This window comes from Paenibacillus sp. FSL R5-0908 (assembly GCF_038006245.1).
Classification (GTDB): Bacteria; Bacillota; Bacilli; order Paenibacillales; family Paenibacillaceae; genus Paenibacillus_AQ; species Paenibacillus_AQ odorifer.
Genome location: NZ_JBBOUV010000001.1, coordinates 1,444,442 through 1,466,516, shown reverse-complemented (window position 1 = coordinate 1,466,516; position 22,075 = coordinate 1,444,442). Strand labels below are relative to the sequence as shown.

Annotated in this window: 20 protein-coding genes; 5 read left to right on the top strand and 15 right to left on the bottom strand. The window is 44.6% G+C overall.

Annotated elements, in window-relative coordinates; genetic code table 11:
• Window positions 1-42: 42 nt before the first annotated feature.
• Genes MKZ09_RS06590 through MKZ09_RS06580 form a run of 3 tightly spaced genes read right to left on the bottom strand, consistent with a single transcriptional unit; the run spans window position 43 to window position 3,819 of the window.
• Entirely contained in the window at window positions 43-1,242 is a 1,200-nt protein-coding gene (locus MKZ09_RS06590) for a response regulator transcription factor (RefSeq protein WP_076206571.1), read from the bottom strand.
• Window positions 1,235-3,046, bottom strand: a complete 1,812-nt coding sequence (locus MKZ09_RS06585) for a cache domain-containing sensor histidine kinase (RefSeq protein ID WP_076206568.1) — start codon at window positions 3,044-3,046, stop codon at window positions 1,235-1,237. Before MKZ09_RS06585 ends, MKZ09_RS06590 begins: the two co-directional genes overlap by 8 nt.
• A gap of 59 nt (window positions 3,047-3,105) precedes the next feature.
• A complete protein-coding gene (locus MKZ09_RS06580; protein ID WP_076128159.1) occupies window positions 3,106-3,819 on the bottom strand; it encodes a metal-dependent hydrolase in 714 nt (237 codons plus the stop codon).
• A gap of 228 nt (window positions 3,820-4,047) precedes the next feature.
• Here MKZ09_RS06580 and MKZ09_RS06575 point away from each other — a divergent pair, with 228 nt between their 5' ends.
• On the top strand, window positions 4,048-4,995 hold the full coding sequence (locus MKZ09_RS06575) for a DMT family transporter (protein ID WP_076206565.1): 948 nt from the start codon (window positions 4,048-4,050) through the stop codon (window positions 4,993-4,995).
• 12 nt (window positions 4,996-5,007) lie between these two features.
• Complete coding sequence (locus tag MKZ09_RS06570; protein ID WP_038569149.1) at window positions 5,008-5,811, top strand: Cof-type HAD-IIB family hydrolase; 804 nt, start codon at window positions 5,008-5,010, stop codon at window positions 5,809-5,811.
• Between the two features lie 71 nt (window positions 5,812-5,882).
• Here the strand turns inward: MKZ09_RS06570 and MKZ09_RS06565 are convergent, their stop codons facing one another.
• The 7 genes from MKZ09_RS06565 to cysT form a co-directional block, all read right to left on the bottom strand.
• On the bottom strand, window positions 5,883-7,667 hold the full coding sequence (locus MKZ09_RS06565) for an ABC transporter ATP-binding protein (RefSeq protein ID WP_076206563.1): 1,785 nt from the start codon (window positions 7,665-7,667) through the stop codon (window positions 5,883-5,885).
• 17 nt (window positions 7,668-7,684) lie between these two features.
• Window positions 7,685-7,957 carry a GNAT family N-acetyltransferase gene (locus MKZ09_RS06560; protein ID WP_305953778.1) on the bottom strand — a complete coding sequence of 91 codons (273 nt, stop codon included), beginning with the start codon at window positions 7,955-7,957 and terminating at the stop codon, window positions 7,685-7,687.
• 485 nt (window positions 7,958-8,442) lie between these two features.
• A complete protein-coding gene (locus MKZ09_RS06555; protein ID WP_076137544.1) occupies window positions 8,443-9,228 on the bottom strand; it encodes an MBL fold metallo-hydrolase in 786 nt (261 codons plus the stop codon).
• A gap of 138 nt (window positions 9,229-9,366) precedes the next feature.
• Window positions 9,367-10,434, bottom strand: coding sequence for a sulfate ABC transporter substrate-binding protein (locus MKZ09_RS06550; protein WP_076206560.1), 1,068 nt, complete (start codon window positions 10,432-10,434; stop codon window positions 9,367-9,369).
• A 317-nt stretch (window positions 10,435-10,751) separates the two neighbouring features.
• Window positions 10,752-11,816, bottom strand: coding sequence for a sulfate/molybdate ABC transporter ATP-binding protein (locus MKZ09_RS06545; RefSeq protein WP_076104838.1), 1,065 nt, complete (start codon window positions 11,814-11,816; stop codon window positions 10,752-10,754).
• A gap of 1 nt (window position 11,817) precedes the next feature.
• Window positions 11,818-12,615, bottom strand: coding sequence for a sulfate ABC transporter permease subunit (locus MKZ09_RS06540; RefSeq protein WP_076104839.1), 798 nt, complete (start codon window positions 12,613-12,615; stop codon window positions 11,818-11,820).
• Window positions 12,612-13,427 carry a sulfate ABC transporter permease subunit CysT gene (gene cysT, locus MKZ09_RS06535; protein WP_038569140.1) on the bottom strand — a complete coding sequence of 272 codons (816 nt, stop codon included), beginning with the start codon at window positions 13,425-13,427 and terminating at the stop codon, window positions 12,612-12,614. The genes MKZ09_RS06540 and cysT overlap by 4 nt, the downstream gene beginning before the upstream one ends.
• Window positions 13,428-13,635: 208 nt before the next feature.
• On the opposite strand from cysT, the gene MKZ09_RS06530 reads away from it, so the two are divergent.
• A complete protein-coding gene (locus tag MKZ09_RS06530) occupies window positions 13,636-14,037 on the top strand; it encodes a secondary thiamine-phosphate synthase enzyme YjbQ (RefSeq protein WP_036681742.1) in 402 nt (133 codons plus the stop codon).
• Between the two features lie 146 nt (window positions 14,038-14,183).
• On the opposite strand, the gene MKZ09_RS06525 is transcribed toward MKZ09_RS06530, so the two are convergent.
• The 3 genes from MKZ09_RS06525 to MKZ09_RS06515 all read right to left on the bottom strand — a co-directional run bounded on the left by MKZ09_RS06525 (window position 14,184) and on the right by MKZ09_RS06515 (window position 16,903).
• The gene (locus MKZ09_RS06525) at window positions 14,184-14,765 is read right to left on the bottom strand and encodes a TetR/AcrR family transcriptional regulator (protein WP_036681739.1); all 582 of its coding nucleotides are present in this window, start codon (window positions 14,763-14,765) and stop codon (window positions 14,184-14,186) included.
• 3 nt (window positions 14,766-14,768) lie between these two features.
• Complete coding sequence (locus tag MKZ09_RS06520) at window positions 14,769-15,401, bottom strand: YigZ family protein (RefSeq protein WP_076137551.1); 633 nt, start codon at window positions 15,399-15,401, stop codon at window positions 14,769-14,771.
• A 146-nt stretch (window positions 15,402-15,547) separates the two neighbouring features.
• On the bottom strand, window positions 15,548-16,903 hold the full coding sequence (locus MKZ09_RS06515; protein ID WP_076137553.1) for a glucose-6-phosphate isomerase: 1,356 nt from the start codon (window positions 16,901-16,903) through the stop codon (window positions 15,548-15,550).
• Window positions 16,904-17,138: 235 nt separating this feature from the next.
• Between MKZ09_RS06515 and MKZ09_RS06510 the strand changes: the two genes are divergently transcribed.
• Together MKZ09_RS06510 and MKZ09_RS06505 are read left to right on the top strand one after the other, a co-directional pair.
• Window positions 17,139-18,041 carry an NAD(P)-dependent oxidoreductase gene (locus MKZ09_RS06510; RefSeq protein ID WP_076206557.1) on the top strand — a complete coding sequence of 301 codons (903 nt, stop codon included), beginning with the start codon at window positions 17,139-17,141 and terminating at the stop codon, window positions 18,039-18,041.
• Window positions 18,042-18,210: 169 nt separating this feature from the next.
• Window positions 18,211-18,381, top strand: coding sequence for a hypothetical protein (locus tag MKZ09_RS06505; RefSeq protein WP_179089599.1), 171 nt, complete (start codon window positions 18,211-18,213; stop codon window positions 18,379-18,381).
• Window positions 18,382-19,526: 1,145 nt separating this feature from the next.
• Here MKZ09_RS06505 and ppnP read toward each other — a convergent pair.
• Both ppnP and tkt read right to left on the bottom strand, forming a co-directional pair.
• A complete protein-coding gene (gene ppnP, locus MKZ09_RS06500) occupies window positions 19,527-19,844 on the bottom strand; it encodes a pyrimidine/purine nucleoside phosphorylase (RefSeq protein WP_036681729.1) in 318 nt (105 codons plus the stop codon).
• 33 nt (window positions 19,845-19,877) lie between these two features.
• Window positions 19,878-21,920, bottom strand: coding sequence for a transketolase (gene tkt / locus MKZ09_RS06495; RefSeq protein ID WP_036681727.1), 2,043 nt, complete (start codon window positions 21,918-21,920; stop codon window positions 19,878-19,880).
• Window positions 21,921-22,075 lie beyond the last annotated feature (155 nt).

Below are 22,075 nucleotides of genomic sequence, written 5' to 3'. Positions count from 1 at the left end.
ATGAAAGCGGCCTCACCAGAGAGCCGCCACCAAATTTGTTTATTAAATTTCATTATTAACGCCAATATGGCGGGAACGGGCAGCCAGCTGCTCAAATTCAGACGGCGGCATGCCATAGTGTTTTTTAAAGCATTTACTGAAATAATTCGGATCATTATAGCCTACTTTACCGGCGATTTCAGATAGTCTCACATTTCCTCCAGCAAGCAGTTCCTTGGCCTGCTTCATACGAGTATAGGTAATGAAATCAAGTACAGAGATTCCACCTTCTTTTCGAAAAACCTTCCGTAAATAGCTGGTATCTACATACACGCCATTCGCCACCTGGTCAACTGTCAGCTCACAATCGGAATAATGCTCCCGGATGTACTCTTTGGCGGCAATGAATAAATTGTAAGACTTAGAGGGGCGGTGCTCACGACCTTGATCAATGACTTTACTGTACAAGCCTTTTATCCAGCTTTCGGTCTCATCCCAGTTATCCATCTCCCGTAGCCGCTGCTCTGATGAACCTGCTGGTTTCCAGAGACTTTCCGGATTGATCCCTCTTTCTCCAGCATAGGCAAGGCAAAGGGATACTATACTCATTAATAGAGTAAAGGAATAGCTGCCTCCCCCTCTCTGGCGTCGTAGAATCTCAATTAATTTGCTTATGTCCTTCGCCGCTGCATCGCCATCCCCCATCTTTAACGCCATCAGCATGGCATCCTGAATTCCAAGATGAGTGATTTCTTTGGATGGAAAGGAGAACTCCTCTATCCCTTCAGAGGAATTCTGCTCGTCCATTTGGAGTGGAAAGAGCTTATTGGAAGCCGTTCCTTCTGCAATTATTTCCGGCTTCCCAGCTTTGCGTGCACCTATTTTATGTGACTGAAGGCGCTGCTTCACCTTGATCATCATCTCGTTAAACTCTTGCTGGTTAAACGGTTTCAATAAATAATCTTGTACACCTAAGCGAATCGCTTTTTGCGCATAATCAAATTCATTGTGCCCTGTTACAAAAACAATCAGCATATCAGGAGCATTGGTCTGTAACCGGGTAACCAGCTCCATACCGTCCATATAGGGCATGCTAATGTCCACTAAAGCCAAATCAGGTTTCGTCCGTTCCGCTTCTTCCAGCGCTTCTCTGCCATTTGACGCTTCACCACAGACACTGAAATCATATTTACTCCAATCCAGCTTGGTCCGCATATAATAACGAAACAGCGGCTCGTCATCCACAACCATCACTTTATACATCTATGCTGCCCCCCTGCGCTTCTGTTCCGGGAATTGTCATTTTCATAACAGTACCCTTTCCCAGTTTACTTTCCACCGATAGGCCATATGATTCTCCAAAATAAAGCTTAATCCGTTCATGAACGCTGTATATACCAATGGATGACGGTTTTCCTTCTCGTGAACGGTATTCTACAATCCGGGACACCTGCTCCTCTGACATGCCAACACCGTTATCCTCCACGGTAATGATAACTTCTTTTCCGTGTGTATAAGCCTCTATTGAGATTAGCCCCTGACTGCCCTTTGTTTTTAATCCATGGTAGATTGCATTCTCGATGAGCGGCTGCAGGGACAATTTGGGTACCTTGACTTCTTCGAGAGATTTCGGGATATTAATCTCGTAACGTAATACGTCGGGGTTGCGAACCTGCATAATAGCCAAATAATCAGCTGCATTTGATACTTCCTCGGACAGTGGAATAACCTCGTTCCCTTTGCTAAGAACAACCCGATAGAAGTCTGCCAGTGCCTTGGTCGTATCCCGAGCTGCTTCATTAAGCTCCAAATCGTTGAGTACATAAATCGTATCCAGTGTGTTGTACAGAAAATGGGGTTTGATCTGGGCATGAATCAGAGCTAGTTCATATTCACGTTTCCGGACTTGTTCGTTCGTAATCGTCCGCATCAGCTCCTGAATACGACCAACCATAGAATTGAATACGGTGGAGATCAGCCCCGTCTCATCCTCTGTAGTCACTGGTGAGGTGACATTCAGATCGCCTTCCCTTACTTTACGCATCGCCTTCGTCACCTGAAGAAGCGGATTTACGATAATCTGTGACAGCTTTCCTGCAAGCAGCAGAGACAGTAACAGGCATCCTATTCCCACGAATATAGTTAACGTTATATTGCGATGAATATCAGCGGTTAACTTTTGCAGCGAAATGGTATTCACAAGCTTCCAATTCAGCTTATCATAATACGTCACTGTGACCAGCTCTCGCCCGCTCCCCCTGCCGATAATTTCCGAGACAGAGCTTCCCGTCTTCCTAAGACTGCCGTTCAGTCTGTCCTCAGGCTTCAGTAGAAGCTTTGATTTATCAGGTGTAGACACGGTCCTTTGCGTTCCGTCTACTACAAAATATTTCTTGTCCGAAGAGGTTTCTCTAGCGGTTTCCAGAAAAGCAGAGAGAGTATCTTCTTTTACGTTCACAAATAATGTACCTATTAGGTTGCCCGTTTTAAGATTGTACACGACTTTACTTAGTGTGAGCACCGGAACTGCCGGATCACTAACCAGATAATCCCTCTGTTCCATGGGAAGCCAACGGTTGACTCCGTAGCTGCCTTTTTCTTTAGCCTTCTCCAGCATATCGCTGCTGAATACCTTCTGCTCGTTAGGATTACCGTAGGCGTAAGAGGAATAAATCTGGCCTTCCGTATCTACGAACACAGCAGAATCGACATCCGGAAAAATAATCAGATCGATAGAAAGCTGGCTCTGCATTAAATTGCGAAACCGCGTCTGCTCCACTGTCGAGGATAACAACGGACGTTCAGCATACATCCGATGGATGTCGGTAGTTATAATGTTGGCACTGCTCTCCGTATTTTTTACAATCGTATCTATTTGCTGCATGATGAGCTTGGATTCATCTTTAAAATTGTACTTAGCCTTTTCGATCATCGATCGGCTGAACATCTGCCCTGAGAGCAAGCCTAAAGCAAGCAATGGAAAAATGATCAACGGTATAAAAATAAGGATAATTTTATTACGAATCTGCAATCTTCCAAACCACTTCACTAAGGAATCCCCCCGCATAACAGCCGCCTCCTGTGTGTTCTAGCGGTAATTCATTATGTGCTTCATATCCGTAAATCTCAAGGAGAAAGTATAAATACATATACAACTAGGGCGAGTGTCAGCAGGATAAAAACATTCTCTACAGCTCCACCTTTTTTCGTGCCTGTACTCATTAGCTTTAGACGCAGCTTAAATGGAATGGGTGGCAGGGGCGTAATTCCCCTTTGGGTGAGAGAGTCGGCTAATAGATGAAGCGCATAAGACATGCCGCCTGCTATCCATAGACTGCCACCATCCTGTATACCCGATGAAGCAAAATACAATAAAGTACTCCAGCCTGCAACAGCATATAAGGTATGAGTTAATCCACGATGCGGGACAAGTGATGTAACTACGAGTATACAAGCTACTATGTAGTTCCAAGGATCATATGCACCTCCGTATGCAAATACTGCAGTAGCGATTAGTACCATCACCAGATGCCGCAGCTTTCTTCCCGGCAGGAAAGTCACACTCCCCACAAGTAGGGCCAGTACAATATTCCAAGGGCTTTCAACGATTCCTGCAAAATAAAGATAAATTGCTGCTCCTATCAAAGCAACCTGTAGTACCCTGAGCAGAAAGTCAGGAATCGCCTTGCGTACCAGTAACGAATTCGGTTCATCAATGTCTGGCAGGAGCGAGCTTAATGCCGCGACGGCAATAACCGGGATTGTAATCTCATGGGCCATCAAACTCATAACAGATAGGGTAACCCCGGTGCTGATAATTAAATGGGATCTGCCCATCATAGTGAAACCGCTCCTTTCTAAGATGCAAAAACAAGAACAAATGTGCGGTTATCGAAGTATATCAAGACCCGGTTTTTTTGTCTACATAAAACGCTGAAATCGCTTAGTCTATAAGCCTTTACGCGATTTCTATCTTGTCCTCCCCATGAATATACGATACAATTTGGACAACTTGTCCTTGTCGTCTACATAGAGACGGCAGCTGCTGAAGAAAGGATGACCTAAGTAGTGAAGCGTTCCCGTATAGCCGATTCCAGCCTGCTATTGGTGGCGATGATGTGGGGATGTACCTTTCTGATTGTACAAAATGCTGTCAAGGTGCTGCCACCGCTCGCGTTTAATAGCATCCGCTTTATGGGCGCTGCCCTGTTGCTGGCTCTAATCACAGTTATTTTTTACAGCAAGGATTGGAAACAGCTAAGTTTCCGCATGGTACGCGATTCTCTGCTGCTTGGCCTTTTTTTGTTTATGGGCTATGGCTTTCAGACTATGGGACTTCTATATACAACAACCTCTAATACCGGCTTTATTACCGGGCTATCAGTTGTCCTAGTACCCTTTCTGTCTCTAGCCTTATTGAAGCATGCGATTTCACGATACACTTGGTTCAGTGCGGCACTCGCCGCAATCGGGCTTTATCTGTTGACCTTCACGGGCTCTGCATTATCCTTGAATAAAGGCGATGCCTTGATTCTTCTATGTGCCATAGCTTTTGCGTTACAGGTAGCCTATACTGGCGTTTATGCACCTCATTATCCGGCGTTGCCGCTAGCTACTCTGCAGCTTGCTTTCGTTGGGCTGTTCAGTATTGCTGCCTCGCTTATTTTTGAAGGGGCAACACCTCTCGCCCACAGCGGGGAGCTGATTAAGGACCCAGATGTGCTTTGGGCTCTGCTGATCTCCATCGGGCCAACCAGCGCTTTTGCCTTCTGGATTCAAACCGCCTGTCAGAAATATACTACCCCATCACGGGTAGCCATTATTTATGCCACAGAACCGGTATTTGCCGTTCTGACGGGTTTAGCCTTTGGCGGGGAAACACTCGGGTTGTCCGCTCTGCTCGGTTGTGGTTGTATTCTGGGGGCTATGCTTATGGCAGAGCTGAGCCCGGAACCGGGTCAGAATCAACATAAGAAGAGTTATTTTTCCAAATTACATCTATTTAGAAAGAGATAAGGAGAGAGACAAATGTACAAATTGATCGCGATTGATATTGATGACACTCTGATTAATGATGACAAGGAAGTAACACCCGCTACCCAAACTGCGCTTGAAGAGGCTGTTGCCGCAGGTGTTGTTGTAACCCTTGCTACAGGCCGAGCTTACGCTTCCGCTCAAGCCATTGCCCGTCAAACTGGACTAAACGTACCTATCATTACTTACCAGGGTGCACTCGTTAAGAACTTGCTCGATGAAAAAGTACTGTATGAGCGTTACGTCCCGCAAGATGCAGTCCGCAAGCTGTTCACTTACTGCGTGGAGCATAATCTGCATTTGCAAACTTACATTGACGACAAGCTATATGCCCGTGAAGACAACCAAAAGATCAAAGACTATACGGACTTGAATAAAACGCAATATTTTATTGAGCCTGACTGGGAAAAGCTTGTTCCGCAAAAAACACCAAAAATGCTAATTATCGATGATCCTGATTTCTTGGATGAACTGGCTCCAATCCTGCATGAATTGCTTGGTGATTCCGTGCATATTACCAAATCCAAACCACACTTTCTAGAAATCATGCATCATGAAGGAACCAAGGGCATTGCACTTGAATTCCTAGCCAAACATTACGGCTGTGAGCTTTCCGAGACCATCGCTGTAGGTGATTCTTGGAACGACCATGAGATGCTGGAAGCTGCCGGACTTGGCGTCGCTATGGAGAATGCTATTCCTGCTCTGAAAGAAATTGCTGATTTCGTGACCTTAAGCAACAATGACGATGGCGTGAAATATGCGATTGATAAATTCATTCTTAATAAAGTAAACTAAATTTCCTTAAGCAAAAGGGTGCAGCAACGCCATATTTCATGACGTTGCTACACCCTTTTTTATTCCACCACTCAAACTCCTGTAGAAGCTAATTCCACTTTCTCGGGTCCCATTCCACTCTCTTCTTCCTGCTCTAGCTGAGAATAGTACAGATCATTATATCTTCCTCCGGCAGCAAGCAGTACATCATGCGTTCCACTCTCCACAATTTCACCATTCTCCATCACGAGAATGATATCAGCGTTCTGAATCGTAGATAAACGGTGCGCGATAACGAGTGTAGTTTTGTCTCCCATTAGTTTACGAATGGCCTGCTGCACCAGTTTTTCTGATTCATTGTCAAGCGCAGCAGTAGCTTCATCCAACAGCAGAATAGGAGCGTTTCTCAGAATTGCTCTTGCAATGGATAACCGCTGACGTTGCCCCCCGGACAGTCGTGAGCCTTCCTCACCAATATCAGTATCCAGTCCCTCAGGCAATTCCATTACAAAATCATAGGCATTCGCTTTTCGCAATGCTTCCAGGATTTCTTGCTCATCCGCCTCTGGATTTCCATTCCGGATATTATCACGAATGCTTCCCGTATAAAGACCTGCCTCTTGCGGCACATAGGAAAAATAACTTCTAAGCTTAGCCAGACTCATCTCGTTGATCCGCTGCCCATTGATTATTACTTCGCCTTCATCGGGTTCATACAATCCCAGCAATAGTTTGAAAAGCGTAGATTTCCCTCCACCACTGGGTCCCACAACCGCCATCTGTGCTCCTTTTTGAAGCTCTAAGCTGATCTTGTTTATACTTTGTCTCTCTGCTCCCGGATACGAGAAAGAGATCGACGACATTACCAAACTCTCAAATTCTGGTTGCTTTGTGTCCACTTCTGGAAGGGTCTCAACCTCCACCGGGCTATCCAACACTTCAAAGATCCGCCCCGCCGCCCCAAGTGATTGCTGCATCGAATTGATCAGTCCCGGCAATGACGAGAACGGCATTACTAAATAATTCATGAGCTGGATGAAAGCAATCATCGCACCGACCTCAAGTGATCCTTTTGCCACAAAATAACCAGCCACGACCAGCGCCAGAAGAAACGTAAAGTTTCCCAAAAAAGAGGAGAATGAGCCAGTAGCTCCCTCAATTCTTCCCCGCTTCAATTCTTCAGAAGTAATATTCTCACTATGCTCCTGATACTGCTTCATTAGTCTGCGTTCAATGCTAAAGGATTTAAACACCATACTACTGCCTAGAATGTCATGTAAAAAGGAAGTAATCTTGCTCATATTAGTCTGAATCTTCACACTGTTCTCACGCATCGCTGAACCGAAGATTTTTCCCGTAAGGAACATCAAAGGCCCCATTGCAAAACAGATCAATGCCAGTAGCCAGTTAATATAGAGCAAATAACCAAAAGCCGCAAGGGCTAGTAAAGGGTTACGGATTAGATCAATCATTACTTCGCCTGTAGCATTACCCACAGATTGATTATCATTGGTAAAGCGGGACAACAAATCCCCGGAATGATTACGGTCAAAATAAGACTGAGGAAGAGCTAAGGCATGCCGCATCATATCCAACCGCAGCTCATTTCTGATCTTGGCAGAGATTTTATTTTTGAAATATCGATCGATAAAACCATTAATTGCACTCACTAATAAGTAGATTAATCCGAAAATAACCAGCCCTTTAAAAGCTTTCACATCGAGTCTAACCGCAGCATCCGTAATTACTGAGAGCAGCCAAGCAATCGTTAAATCTAGAACAATCCCAAATAAAGTCGTAAATAATAAAATCGTATACAAAAGCTTGTGCCTTAACATATATGTACTTAATCTTGAAAATACGCCTTTTTGCTTCAAAGAACCAGCCCTCTCACTTAAAATTCTATACCTCTAACCTTAGCGAACACCTTATTATCATGCCGTTCCCCGTCATACCCAAGACTCGCACTGCGCAGGATCCCTTCCAGTGTAAAACCCGCACGTATGGCAAAATTGGTGATTCCATTTACGGCTTCTGTCATATATCCTTTGCCTGCACAGGTGCTCCGGATCCAATAACCAATCTCAAAACTGCGGAGTTCCCAGTTTAGATGATGCAGGCTAATGCAGCCGATAAAACCCTCCGTATCCCTTCTAAAAATACGCATATGTAGCTTATACCTTTTTAGAAACTCCAGTCTGCCTTCTCTATTAACTTTCTCTGATTCTTCTAGTGGGGGTATTACTTGAGCAAAAGCCAGGGGCACGAATGAGCAGCCTCTCTGTTTCAAAACTCTCGGGAAAATCAAGCAGGAATGGATCCTTGGAGTCAGCCACTTCATATGCCTCCTCTGACGATGATAATTATTCTAAATATGTAAAAATAATACGATATGCTTTTTGATTATATAGTATAAATGGGGATCTGAAAACTGAATGCAAAAGAAATCACAAAGGAACATCAACAGGTGGAAGTTGCCCGAATGATGTCCCTTTTTGATTTAATGAATATCTCAGCTAAAGCGGACCACTCCATTTCTTAGCTTGAAGAGTTAATTAAACGGATTCAACAAGGCGGAATATAACAGGTTTAAATAGGATCATGAAAACTCCCTTCCAGCAAAAGAAGGGAGTTTTCTTTTTTATCTAAATTTCAGCCGATCTCCGAAGACCCTAAGGGTATTCTCATCCCCGTTTCGGCCAGCGTAACATTTTCCGGTAAAATATATGATTTTCTCATATCCACATCATGCGACATATGGGTATAAATTGCCTTTTGAGGCTTCACCGTTTGCAGTAGCTCCGCCGCTTCCGTCATATCGTATACAGAACGAGTGGATAACTCCGCGGCTTCGTAATAGAAGCTTGTACCTAATACCAGCAAGTCAGCTCCATGCATCAGGCGTGTCTCTTCAGCTCCAAGAGAAATCGAATCTGGACAATACACCCATACATAGCCCTCCTTCTCCAGACGAAAAGCATACGAGTATCCATTCTTGCCATGGTTCACTTTCCAGGTATCTATTGTCCAGCCGTCTAGCTCTATGCCTTCATCACAAGGAATCATCTCGATCTGATTGCGCAGCCATGGATATTGCCGCTCTATAATCGGAATTACTTCTGCTGGGGCATAGAGCTGGCCCTTATATCCCATCCAGCGGCAAGAATCCGCCCATTCCGGCAGCCCACCAATATGATCAAAATGAGCGTGTGTCACCAGAAGTCTGCGCATATTGCGTACTCCCTGCGCCTCCATCTGACGCCGCCAGTCAGGCCCACAATCGATCACTAAAAAATCACTGCCATTATCTATAAGTACAGAAGAGCGTAGGCGAATATTCTTACCCTGTTCCCTTGCCTCTGTACAGGTCACACAGCTGCAATATACCCGAGGAACCCCCATGGCATCCCCTGTACCCAAAAACACCAACGTATCCATCTGCTATCTCTCCTTCAGGTTCTCATCAACGAAGTCTTAAATCTAAATTACCCTCTCTCTATCTTAAAGAGACCCACCAAAAAAAGCCATCCTCACCACAGAAGAACTGTTGGGATGACTTTTTACTATACCTCTACCTTATATTCCGGCAAGTACCTGATACCAAATTCCACGCTTGGAATAAAGTGAGCTTCGCACCTCATCCCAGCCTCCTAAATAGTTAATATCAAAGAGGCCCGCCGGATCAGGGTAATCGCTTTTGTGCTCGGCATAGACTTGTTTATCCACGGGACGAAAGCCATATTTTGCAAAGATCTCTTGTGCCTGTGGGGTTATCAAAAAATCAACCAGTGCTTCTGATGCTATGCGTGTCCCATGCTCATCCGCATATTTCTCTACGACAGCCGCCGGATTCTCAATCAGAATTGTATTTTTAGGAATAATAACTTCGTATTTGACTCCCTGGGCAATCCGCGCCAGCAGTTCATTCTCATAGGTGACAATTACATCCCCCACTCCATACTCGAAGGCTGCCATAGAAGCGCGGCCACTCTTATCCAGAGACTCTACATTGGCATGAATGCTTTCCAAAAAAGCTTTGGCTGCTGCTGGATCCTTTGCGCCCTCCTGCTCCTCTGACAGCTTCAGACCAGCCCCATAGATCGCGTTGATATCCCATTGCGCACCACCAGAGGTCTTCGGGTTTGGATATAATACTTTAATCCCCGGCTTGGCTAAGTCCGCAAAATCGCGAATGCCTTTAGGATTTCCCTCGCGGGTACCAAGAGCTACTACTGAACGTGTCACCATGCCTTGTTCACCCTGCTCTTTCCATGTCGGCGCTACGAGTCCAGCCTTAACTAGCTTCTCGACATCACCTTCCATAGCTAGCAGCGTCACATCCGCTTCAAATCCACCTACAATCGCTCGCGCCTGTGTCCCTGAAGCCTCATAAGACTCCTGAAAATTAATATCCTGACCCGTATCCGCCTTCCACTTGGCAGCAAATAACGGCAAAATATCCTGCATCGCATCCTTAGCCACACTGTATGCGCCAATTACCAGCGTAACATCCCCTTGCTTCGAAGGCTCTACCATCGTCGTAGCTGCCTTCTCATTCCCGCAACCGACTGCTGTCAGCGTGAGTATGGCCAGCATTAGGGCAGCAAAACATCCGTGCAGTTGTCTGCTCCTTTTGACATTCATTGCGGCCCACATCCTTCGAGGTAATGATTTTTAATATTTCCTTGAAAGTAGCTCTATGGCTGAAACTTAAAATTCAAGTAACCCACGTTTGGTATTTGCCGTAATTACGCGGAATGTTTGGACTTTCGGCCGCTGTTGTTCCCAGATTTATTAATTTTATATCCTCAGCGGATTAGATCCGGAAACAAAGGCGGTCGCTCCGCTCCTACAGTTCCAAACTTCCACTTCATTACTTCTGACCTTCACATCAGTTCCTCTAATCCTAGCGAATCACATTCGCAACTATCCAAAAAAATTGAAAATCATTTTATTTATTTTTAAATAAAAATCGGCATTGGATCTTCTTTCAGGTTGTTCTCCTGGATCCAGCTGCGCTCATCATTAAACAGATAAGCCCGATGTACCAGTACTGAGATTTCCTGACCCGGCTGCAAGGTTTCTTTCTCCAACGAACGGTAGGTGACCAGCTTGTGGCCATTTACTTCAACCTCAACGAGCCATTCGCTGCCGCGGAAATGCAGATGTTTCACAACACCTTTTTCCGTAGCAGAAGCCATCTTGAACTCATGCAGGTTTCCCACTTCAATATATTCAGGACGAATCAGCGCTTTGGTAGGTTTGCCGTCCCCCGCACCTGTAAAGCCTTTAACCTCAGAAGCGTTCTCAATCAGCGTAGATTCGCCGATAAACGTTGCCACGAACGGTGTTTTGGGTTCCTTGTAAATATCCCACGGGGTACCCTTTTGTTCCAAGCGTCCTTGATTAATGATCATAATTTCATCCGCTACTTCAATCGCTTCATCTTGGTCATGGGTTACAAAAATAGAGGTGATACCTACACGCTCAATCAATTCACGCAACCAAGCGCGCAGCTCCTGGCGGATCTTCGCATCAATAGCGGCAAAAGGTTCATCTAAAAGCAGCAGCTGTGGTTCAGGCGCAAGCGCACGTGCAAAAGCCACACGCTGACGTTGTCCCCCTGATAGCTGATGCGGATAACGTTTCTCGAACCCTTTTAACCCTGTAAGCTCTACAAGTTCCATAACGCGATCGCGGATAGCTGTTTTGTTAGCCTTTTTAACCTTTAAGCCAAAAGCGATATTATCAAATACAGTCATATGTTTGAAGAGTGCATAGTTCTGGAAGACGAAGCCGATCCCACGTTCTTGAGGAGGAAGATTGTTCACCGTCTGACCATGAAAAATAATCTCTCCGGTATCCGGTGACTCCAGTCCCGCCAGCATACGTAGAATTGAGGTTTTCCCGCCTCCACTTGGGCCGAGCAAACCAATCAGGTGACCTTTTGTAATGGTGAAATTGACGTCCTTGACCGCATGAAAATCTCCAAAATGCTTGTTTAACCCCCGCACTTCTACATGCATATTACTGCACTTCCTTTCTTCTCTTGGTCCATTCCATCAACAGCAGCAGACCTGCGGAAAATGCAGCCAGAACTAGCGCTATTCCTCCAGCAGCCGTCACATTAAAATTCTCAACATCCTGATAGACTAAAGTTGTCGCCGTCTGAGTTTTGTTCATAATGTTCCCCGAAACTACGAGCACCGCGCCGAACTCTCCAAGTGAACGTGCCACCGTAAGAATGACACCATACACAACCGCCCAACGAATCGAAGGCCAAGTTACCTTCCAAAAAATAGTCCAGCTACGAGCGCCCAATGTCGAAGCCGCTTCCTCCTGCTGTGAACCAATCTCCTGAAGCACCGGCATCACCTCGCGCACCATTAAAGGAAAGGTAACAAATAAAGTGGCAATGATCATCCCGGGAATCGCATAAACGATCTTTAGTCCAATCCCCTCAAAAATCGCTCCCAAGGTACTATCGGGACCCAGCAACAGGACAATCATCAATCCTCCGATTACAGGGGATACCGCGTAAGGCAAATCCACAATACTGTTCAATAATCCTTTTAGACGCTTGCCGATCCAGTTCGCCCGAACAAGATACAGAGCCATCATAATACCGAACAATGTATTTAATAACGTAACTACTATCACAACAAGCCCAGTCATCATAAGCGCATGCAGCGCTTCGGGCCTAGTCAGAGCATTCCAGAAACCACCAAATCCTTCACTAAAAGCACCAATAGCCATTTTTCCTAATGGAGCAGCAATCAGCAGAAAAAACACTAAATAAGTAAGAGCAATCCATAATTTTCTCATGAGCGTCTCCCCCGCATCTGCAGCATATTAATCAGCCAAAGAATGAGAAAGGATAAGGTCAAGAGAATAACAGAAACCGCTGCGGCGGAGACCGGATTATCACTTTCAACTTCACCAAAAATAAAAACAGAAGATACAAGCGTACGGCCCGGAATATTACCTGCGACGAGTACCACTGCACCAAATTCCGCAAGTGCTCTAGAAAATGCGAGCATCCCACCACTGATCATCCCAGGCGCCATTGATGGAAGAATAACTTGCCAGAATACCCTTGCCCCCTTGGCACCCATTGTATATGCTGCTTCCTCTTCGGATGGATCCAACTCCTCCAGCAAGGGCTGAACCGCTCGAATCACGAATGGAAACGTCACGAACACCATAGCAATTACGATAGCCGGTTGATGAAAAACAATTTCAAATCCAAGTGCCTCAGCTGCTTTGCCGATAAGGCTCCCTGGTCCAAGCAGCAGTAGAATCATCAAACCTCCGACAGCTGTTGGCAGTGCAAAAGGTAAATCGACCAGACTGTTTAGCAGCGCTTTACCAGCAAATTGATAACGAATAAGGACCCAAGCAATCATAGTTCCTAACAAGACATTAATTAAAGTAGCGATAATCGCCAGCTTTAAGGTTAGCAGCACCGACTTCCAAGCAATTGGGTCGCTGACGCTTTCCACAAAATTGCCAAAACCAAGAGAAAAAGAGTTGTAATAGACCCCGAGTATGGGCAACACGATCAATACTACAAAATAGAGCAAAATTGTAGTTCGGAAACCCCAAGTCCAGCCTTTGTGTCTAAGCAGCGAATTCAATGATTTTTGCCCTCCCACCTCCGGATAACCGGTCGGTATACTAACCAAAATCCTCATTAATTATTCCTATTTATATACTTGGTTTTATATTATTACTACTTTACCAAATCCTTCTCACCGCCGTCAATTACTTTCAAGTGAATTTGGGTTAAAATATAGGTATCAAAGGTACACTAAAAATGGCACCTCACAGGAAGGGGAATGTATTATGTTGCATACTCTGGAGATCACTACTACAAAGCGGGATGAATTACGTGATATTACTAGGGAAGTCATTTCTTATGTAAAAAAAAGTGGAATTCAAGACGGATTGATTGTAGTTTATTGTCCCCATACCACTGCTGGTATTGCTATTAATGAAAATGCGGATCCTGATGTGAAGCATGATGTTCTGATGCGTTTGGATGAGGTCTACCCTTGGGAGCATCCCAAGTATCGGCATGCGGAAGGCAATACTGCCTCTCACCTTAAATCTATTACGACCGGGCCTTCCCAGACCCTGATCATCCACGAAGGTGAATTAATTCTCGGTCGTTGGCAAGGTATTTATTTCTGTGAGTTCGATGGCCCTAGACGCCGGCAATGTTTCTTAAAAATAGTAGAGGGATAATAAACATACAAATGGCCGCTTCCGTTATCGCTGCGGAGCGGCCATTTTGATAATAACTAGAGTCTAGTAATACTTTCATCAAGCAGAGAAGCAGTGTTATACCAATGCACAGCTTTAAAGTGAAGATCTATAAAAAAAACAGCATGTTAAAGGCTGCGACATAAAACCTTTATATGAGCTAACGCTGCCTCTTTCACATCGTCAAATGATACTTTATCCTGGATATAATAAGAAATGAATCCGTGTGCAGACAAGAACATTGTTAACGGCACATTCTGCCAGTCCTCAGACACATATCCCTCTTCCTTCATATGACGGCGCACAATACTTGAGAATAAATCAAAACATCGTCCCTGTTCTGCTCTACAATAAGCTAGCAATTCCTCATCGCGAATCATGAACATAATTTCATATTGATAGGGGTGATCTATTCCAAATCTAATAAATTCCATAATCAGCTGTTCTACCCTTGTCATTCCTTCTTCAGGCGGTTTATTCATTACTTGGCTGAGTAAAGCAGCCACATGATTAAAATCCTCTACAACAATAGCGTAGAACAACTCCGCCTTTTCCTTGAAATGATAATAGAGAGAGCCGTGGCTATATCCCAAATGCTGACCAATACTTCGCATTGAAATTGCCCGATACCCTTTGGTTATAAACAGATGCCTAGCGGCCTCTAGAATCCTTTCCCTCGACAACTCCTGCTCCACTGCTCTCCTTGCCATATACTAATCCCCTTCGCTGTAGTAAATCCGCCGCCCTTCTGTTATCAGGGCTTGCCCTTGGGTTAGATCTGTCATCCATGCCATAAAAGTCTCACCCTCATCATTTCGCGGCAAACATAACAGCGTTACTTTGTCGGTGAACAAAGTCTCGCCAGTCTGAATCCCTCTTCCTCGAAGTTCGTTCTCAACCTTGCCCAGCCAAGTGTACTCGATCTCTACGAATACCTCTCGTCTCAGTACACGGGTGATTACTTCTCCTGCTTCAAGCGCAAGCACTGCTCCATCCGTATAAGCTCTAATCAGCCCACCGGCACCCAGCATAATGCCTCCGAAATAACGGGTAACTACGATTGCGACATTTTTAACTCCCTGATTGCGGATTACTTCCAAAATCGGTTTGCCGGCTGTACCACTCGGCTCCCCGTCGTCCGATTGCCTCTGGATTTCGTCTCTCTCCCCAATCACATAAGCAGAACAGTTATGCGTTGCGTTCCAATGTTTCTTCTTGATGTCCTCGATAAACAACAAAGCTTCTTCTTCATTCTCCACTGGCATAACATGACCAATGAAGCGAGATTTACGGATCACAACTTCCTTTGAGCCGGAAGAGCGTACCGTTTGATATTGTTCTAACATAATTATTCCAGTCCTTATTTACATATGATGTCTTCATATAATGTCAGGAGCAGTCCCGGTATTGGATTACCTATGGACTGCTCCTGGTGACTTACATTAGTATGAATATTCTGTGATTAATAGCCATTGTAAAACCTACTGCAATACTATTCAGTAAGTCTTGCTTCCAGCTCTGCTTTTTCTTTTTCGTAACCTGGTTTGCCAAGCAATGCGAACATGTTTTTCTTGTATGCTTCTACGCCTGGTTGGTCAAATGGGTTAACACCGAGCAAGTATCCGCTGATACCGCAGGCTTTTTCAAAGAAGTACACCAAATATCCAAAGGTGTATGGTGTTTGATCAGGAATAGTAACGATAAGGTTAGGTACTTGACCATCTGTATGTGCAAGCATTGTACCTTGGAAAGCTTTCTTATTCACGAAATCCATAGTCTTTCCTGTTAAGAAGTTCAAGCCGTCCAGATCATCCGGATCATTCTCAATCGTAACATGATGAGCTACTTGATCTACTTGGATAACCGTTTCAAAAATGTTGCGGTTACCTTCTTGGATAAATTGACCCATGGAGTGTAGATCTGTAGAGAAATCTACGGAAGAAGGATAAATTCCTTTGAAGTCCTTACCTTCACTTTCGCCAAACAATTGTTTCCACCACTCAGATACAAAGTGTAAGGAAGGTTCATAGTTGACGAGGATTTCAGTTGTTTTACCTTTACGGTATAAAGCGTTACGAACTGCAGCATATTGATAAGCTTGGTTAGTAGCTACATCTGGATTGTTGAACTCATCCGCAGCGGCAGCAGCACCTTGCATCATTTCTTCAATGTTAATGCCAGCTACAGCAATCGGCAGCAAGCCTACAGGTGTCAATACGGAGTAACGTCCGCCTACATCATCTGGAATGATGAAGGATTCATAACCTTCTTCAGTTGCCAATTTCTTAAGGGCACCTTTTTCCTTGTCTGTAGTAGCGTAAATGCGTTTACGAGCTTCTTCCTTGCCGTATTTCTTCTCCAGAGCAGCACGGAAAATGCGGAAAGCAATTGCTGGCTCAGTAGTAGTTCCTGATTTGGAGATTACGTTCACGGAGAAGTCTTTGCCTTCTACTAGATCAAGCAGATGCGTGATGTATGTAGAGCTAATGTTATTACCAGCGAAATAAACTTCTGGAGTTTTGCGTTTATCTTTAGAAAGGTTATTGTAGAAAGAATGCGATAGCGCCTCAATAGCTGCGCGTGCTCCCAGATAAGAACCTCCGATACCAATTACAATCAGTACCTCGGAATCGCTTTGGATCTTCTTAGCAGCTTGTTGAATGCGAGCAAATTCATCCTTATCATAAGCTGTCGGCAGATCGATCCATCCAAGGTAGTCAGAGCCTACACCAGTTTTGTTATGCAACTGTTCGTGTGCTAGCTTAACTGGGGCGGCAAGGTTGTCGATTTCTTGTTGGTTAAAAAACGAAAGAGCTTTTGTGTAGTCAAAATTAATCTTCTTAGACATCGGTAATGGTAACCTCCTGTTTTATCTCTTTAAATTTGAAACCGTTTGTTACAACTTTATAATTAGGATACTTTAATTTGCCTTGACTGGCAAGGTCTTAGGGCACATAGAGGGCATTAGAACCAAGTTTTCCAAAGTTCCTTGGAAGCGTTTCCTGTATCAAAAGACATAGGTGTGCTGTGGTGCTGGACAAAGTGCCGTGATAGAATAAAGAAAACGGAAGGTGGCTATATAAATGAAACAAATCGGTTTTATCGGACTCGGCACAATGGGTGCGCCTATGGCCTCCAATTTACTACGTGGCGGCTTTCAGGTTACGGTATACAACCGTACGGCAGCCAAATGTAAACCTCTTGAAGCAGAAGGTGCCCAGACTGCTCTCACGCCCCGCGAAGCGGCTGAGGGTAAGGATGTTATTATTACCATGATCAGCAATGATGATTCGGTTCGTGAAGTGTTTTATGGTCAAGATGGTATTCTTGATGCTGTGAAGCCTGGTGGGCTAATTATTGATTCCAGCACAATTTCACCAGGACTAGTTCGTGAGATTGCCGCTGCTGTAGAAGCTCGCGGTGGACATTTTCTAGATGCGCCAGTAACTGGAAGCAAACCAGCAGCGATTGAAGGAACCTTAGTGTTCATGGTCGGCGGTAGTGCTGAGGTCATAGAACAACATCGTGATATCTTTGATACTTTGGGTAAGAAGCTGCTACATATGGGTGAGAACGGCAGCGGCGCTGTGGCTAAGCTGGCTCACAATGCTATGGTTGGTATTCATAATGTTGCCCTAGCCGAAGGATTCGCCATTGCTGTTAAATCAGGCGTACCAGCAGACAAGTTCTTGGAACTGGTACAACTTGGTTCTGCGGGCAGCAAACAAGCTGAGCTTAAAGGCCGTAAAATCATAGAAGATGATTTCAGCAATCAATTCTCCCTTGCTCTAATGCTTAAGGATTTGAAGCTTGCCTCTGCCCACAGCGATTCAACAGGCGTTCCTTCTCCTATGCTGGGCTTGGCTAAAAGCATGTTCCAAGCTGGCTTCACCCAAGGTTATGGTGAAGAAGATCTCTCTGCCGTAGTGAAATGTTACGAAGAGTGGATCGGCCAAAAGATGGGTGCAAATGTATCCAATAAATAAATTCAAGAGCTCAAAACCTTCTTCATAAGAACATTTACGACCGCCTCGCACATGCTATTGCGATGCGGTCTTTTTTTTATGGACAATCCCATTTTGAAATTAAATATACGAACGTTTGTTTGTGTATTTATAATACCAAATTAGCAGTTGTAGTGCAAGAAAATATTGGTTGCTGTGGAGTTACTCCGAACGTTGTGGCGGTGTTGGTGGGATAGTTACTAAGGAGGTCGCGAAGTACTGGTTAGTCGCAAAAGTTACTGTATTAATGATGAAATGGTTGATAGTTGCTGGTGGAGTTACTGATGAGTTGCTAAATATTCGTAAAAAAGTTACTGAATGAGTGCTGAAATGTTGGGTAGGTACTTGAGAAGTTACTGGATGGTTGCAACATGGTTACCAAGTTGATTGCTTGATGACTACGGTATATCCCGTATTTTCTGGAACCTCTCCCTCGCTCGCTCCAAACCTCAAGCTCCTTTAACTAAGTAACCTCTGCGTTACACAGCTATCTCTATCGGACTCAGCTGACCTTATTCGCAGTATAATCCCACATTTGGCATGATATCGGACTCCATAGTCGCTATTGGCATAAAAAGCGTCATTTATGAGCCTATTTCCATGGAATAGTTGACTGGTGTCCGAAAACTTGCTCAAAAGACTATAAATTTGCTAATAGCGTCAGCTGGGTCCGTACGCAGTGGGTTGGCGCTAACCGGTGCACAAGTTAGTAATGACACAGCGCCATCGGACTCAGCTGACCTTATTTGCAGCATAATCCCACATTTGGCATGCTATCGGACTCCATAGTCGCTATTGGCATAAAAAGCGCCAATTATGAGCCTATTTCCATAGAATAATTGCACTGGTGTCCGAAAACTTGCTCAAAAGACTATAAATTTGCTAATAGCGTCATCTGCGTCCTTAGCGGTAGGATTGGGGTTGATTCGAGGCTTCATTGGTGTTGATGCAGTGTTAATGTCAGCTGTGTCCCTACGCAGTGGGTTGGTGCGGATCCGATGCTAAGCTGGTGATGACACAGCGCCTTCGGACTCAGCTGACCTTATTTGCAGCATAATCCCACATTCGGCATGCTATCGGACTCCATAGTCACTATTGGCATAAAAAGCGCCAATTATGAGGCTATTTCTATGGAATAGCTGCACTGGTGTCCGAAAACTTGCTCAAAAGACTATAAATTTGCTAATAGCGTCATCTGAGTCCGAACGCAGTGAGGATGGTGGTGACTCAGTGCTAATTTGTTAATGATCCGATCCAGCCCTAACGTCATTTGAGTCCATAAGCCTCAAAAGAGAATGGTGAATACATAATTGAACATCAAGCAATCACCAGCCACAACAAAAAGCAGCGATCCTCCAATAACGGGAGACGCTGCCTTGCTGACTTTACGATTTTTAAATCGAATCCGGGTCGTCTCACTCATAGAAAAAAGCTACTTATAGGACAGCCCTTAGAAAAGTCTGTTTTCTATAGAACCGGGTAAGAACAGCAATAATCAGTTACTTCAAATACTTCCAACGCAAATTTAGAGTTGCCAGGAACATTGAACGTTGACGCTCCCTTAATCTCCTGCCATACCTCAGTGCCGGGAAGCAGCACTTTAAGATCGCCGGACAGAATCTCCATAATTTCAGGACCATCTGTACCAAATTCATACACACCCGGCAACATGATGCCCAGTGTCACCTTAGATCCATCTTGCAAAATTACCGTACGGCTGGTTACTTGTCCGCCATAATATACATTGGCTGCTTTTTCGATCGTTGCGTTGTTAAACTGACTCATTACTTGTTCTCCCCCTAATGATTATTCAGTTAATTACAGAAGTGCTTTCACACGGCTAACTACGTTCTCTACAGTAAAGCCGTATTCTTTCATAACTCTATCGCCAGGCGCGGAAGCTCCGAAAGTAGTGATGCCTAGGATATCGCCTTGGTCACCAGTGTAACGTTCCCATCCGAAGGTTTGTGCCATTTCGATAGCAAGACGGGCTTTGACTCCTGGAAGAATTACGGAATCACGATATTCTTTGTCTTGTTTTTCGAACAGATCCCAGCTTGGCAAGCTGATTACACGAACATCGATGCCTTCTTCTGCCAAAGCAGCTTGCGCTTTAACTGCCAACTGTACTTCAGAACCAGTTGCGATAAGTTGTGCTTGTGGAGTGCCATTTTTGGAATCAGAGACAACATAACCACCACGTTTGATGTTTTCACGAACGCCATCTACGGTTCCAGCAAGAATTGGCAAGTTTTGACGGGTCAGAACCAAAGCAACCGGATTCTCTTTGTTTTCCATAGCATAAGCCCATGCTGCAGAAGTTTCGTTAGCATCAGCCGGACGAATAACAGTCAGACCTGGGATGATACGCAGGGAAGCCAATTGTTCGATTGGTTCATGCGTAGGACCATCTTCACCAACTGCAATACTGTCATGTGTCAGTACATAGGTTACTGGCAATTTCATGATCGAAGCCAAACGAATTGCTGGACGCAGGTAGTCTGTGAATACGAAGAATGTTCCTCCGAATACTTTAAGACCAGTGTGCAGGGCAATACCGTTCATTGCAGCAGCCATACCAAACTCACGTACGCCGAAATAAATGTTGCGGCCATCATAAGATTCTGGTGTGAAGGATGTCAAACCATTCAAATGCGTCATAGTGGAGCTTTCCAAGTCAGCGGAACCACCCACTAGCTGAGGAACGCCAGCAGTCAGACCGTTAAGTGCACTACCGGAAGCGACACGAGTCGATACTGCTTTATCTTCAGTAGTGTAAGTTGGAAGGTTAGCATCCCAGCCTTCTGGAAGATCGCCATTGATTACTGTTTCGAATTGTGCAGCCAGCTCTGGATATGCTTTTTTGTAAGCCGCAAATTTGTCGTCCCAAGCTTTGTTAGCTGCGATTCCGTTTTTCTTCACTTCTGCAAAATGTGCACGAACTTCATCAGGCACATAGAAATCTTCTTCGTAAACCCATTTGTAGAAATCTTTGGTCAGCTTAGCTTCTTCTGCTCCAAGCGGAGAACCGTGAGTACCGCCATGGCCGCCTTTACCTTGTTTGTTAGGGCTACCATAACCAATAACTGTTTTCACTTCGATCAAAGTTGGTTTGCTAGTCTCAGCTTGCGCCTCAGCAATAGCTTTTTCAATAGCCGGAAGGTCATTTCCGTCTTCTACACGCAGAACTTGCCAACCATAAGCATCAAAACGTTGAGCTACATTTTCGGAGAAAGAAAGATTCAATTTACCATCAAGGGAAATATCATTTGAATCATACAATACAACCAATTTTCCGAGTTTCAAATGACCAGCAAGAGAAGCGGACTCAGAAGAGATCCCTTCCATAAGGTCACCATCACCACAAATAGCATAAGTATAGTGGTCAACTACGTTATGTCCTTCTTTGTTGTAGGTTGCGCCCAATTGAGCTTCGGCCATAGCCATACCAACGGCCATACCAATACCTTGTCCAAGCGGACCTGTAGTTGCATCAACACCAGCTGTGTGACCAACTTCCGGGTGACCAGGAGTCAAGCTACCCCATTGACGGAATTGTTTCAATTCTTCCATAGGAAGATCATAGCCGCTAAGGTGCAGTAAGCTGTACAGAAGCATGGAACCATGACCAGCGGACAATACAAAACGATCGCGGTTTACCCATGTTGGATGATCAGGGTTATGATTCATTGTTTTTGCAAACAGTTGGTAGCCCATTGGTGCAGAACCCATTGGCATACCTGGATGGCCGGAATTCGCTTTTTCGATAGCATCAATAGCCAACGTACGAATTGTTGTGATAGACAGGTTATCTACTGTTGAGTTTTCTTCCTTCTGGATCGCTTGTTCTTGTTCACTCATTTAATAGTTCCTCCTCTGAAATCTCAAGAATGTCATTTTGACTCTTATTGTATCACTAGTGTGGAAGCAATTCCAATTGTTTTTAAAAACTCTTTGTTTTACAGCTTATGTTTTGCAATATCTACGCATTTATATACGCAAAAGTAACTATGTCA

What these genes read in the sequence shown, in the direction of transcription:
- MKZ09_RS06590 (WP_076206571.1), bottom strand. Translation starts at nt 1,242, where the DNA reads ATGTATAAAGTGATGGTTGTGGATGACGAGCCGCTGTTTCGTTATTAT.
- MKZ09_RS06585 (WP_076206568.1), bottom strand. Translation starts at nt 3,046, where the DNA reads ATGCGGGGGGATTCCTTAGTGAAGTGGTTTGGAAGATTGCAGATTCGT.
- MKZ09_RS06580 (WP_076128159.1), bottom strand. Translation starts at nt 3,819, where the DNA reads ATGATGGGCAGATCCCATTTAATTATCAGCACCGGGGTTACCCTATCT.
- MKZ09_RS06570 (WP_038569149.1), top strand. Translation starts at nt 5,008, where the DNA reads ATGTACAAATTGATCGCGATTGATATTGATGACACTCTGATTAATGAT.
- MKZ09_RS06560 (WP_305953778.1), bottom strand. Translation starts at nt 7,957, where the DNA reads ATGCGTATTTTTAGAAGGGATACGGAGGGTTTTATCGGCTGCATTAGC.
- MKZ09_RS06555 (WP_076137544.1), bottom strand. Translation starts at nt 9,228, where the DNA reads ATGGATACGTTGGTGTTTTTGGGTACAGGGGATGCCATGGGGGTTCCT.
- MKZ09_RS06550 (WP_076206560.1), bottom strand. Translation starts at nt 10,434, where the DNA reads ATGAATGTCAAAAGGAGCAGACAACTGCACGGATGTTTTGCTGCCCTA.
- MKZ09_RS06545 (WP_076104838.1), bottom strand. Translation starts at nt 11,816, where the DNA reads ATGCATGTAGAAGTGCGGGGGTTAAACAAGCATTTTGGAGATTTTCAT.
- MKZ09_RS06540 (WP_076104839.1), bottom strand. Translation starts at nt 12,615, where the DNA reads ATGAGAAAATTATGGATTGCTCTTACTTATTTAGTGTTTTTTCTGCTG.
- MKZ09_RS06530 (WP_036681742.1), top strand. Translation starts at nt 13,636, where the DNA reads ATGTTGCATACTCTGGAGATCACTACTACAAAGCGGGATGAATTACGT.
- MKZ09_RS06525 (WP_036681739.1), bottom strand. Translation starts at nt 14,765, where the DNA reads ATGGCAAGGAGAGCAGTGGAGCAGGAGTTGTCGAGGGAAAGGATTCTA.
- MKZ09_RS06520 (WP_076137551.1), bottom strand. Translation starts at nt 15,401, where the DNA reads ATGTTAGAACAATATCAAACGGTACGCTCTTCCGGCTCAAAGGAAGTT.
- MKZ09_RS06515 (WP_076137553.1), bottom strand. Translation starts at nt 16,903, where the DNA reads ATGTCTAAGAAGATTAATTTTGACTACACAAAAGCTCTTTCGTTTTTT.
- MKZ09_RS06510 (WP_076206557.1), top strand. Translation starts at nt 17,139, where the DNA reads ATGAAACAAATCGGTTTTATCGGACTCGGCACAATGGGTGCGCCTATG.
- ppnP (WP_036681729.1), bottom strand. Translation starts at nt 19,844, where the DNA reads ATGAGTCAGTTTAACAACGCAACGATCGAAAAAGCAGCCAATGTATAT.
- tkt (WP_036681727.1), bottom strand. Translation starts at nt 21,920, where the DNA reads ATGAGTGAACAAGAACAAGCGATCCAGAAGGAAGAAAACTCAACAGTA.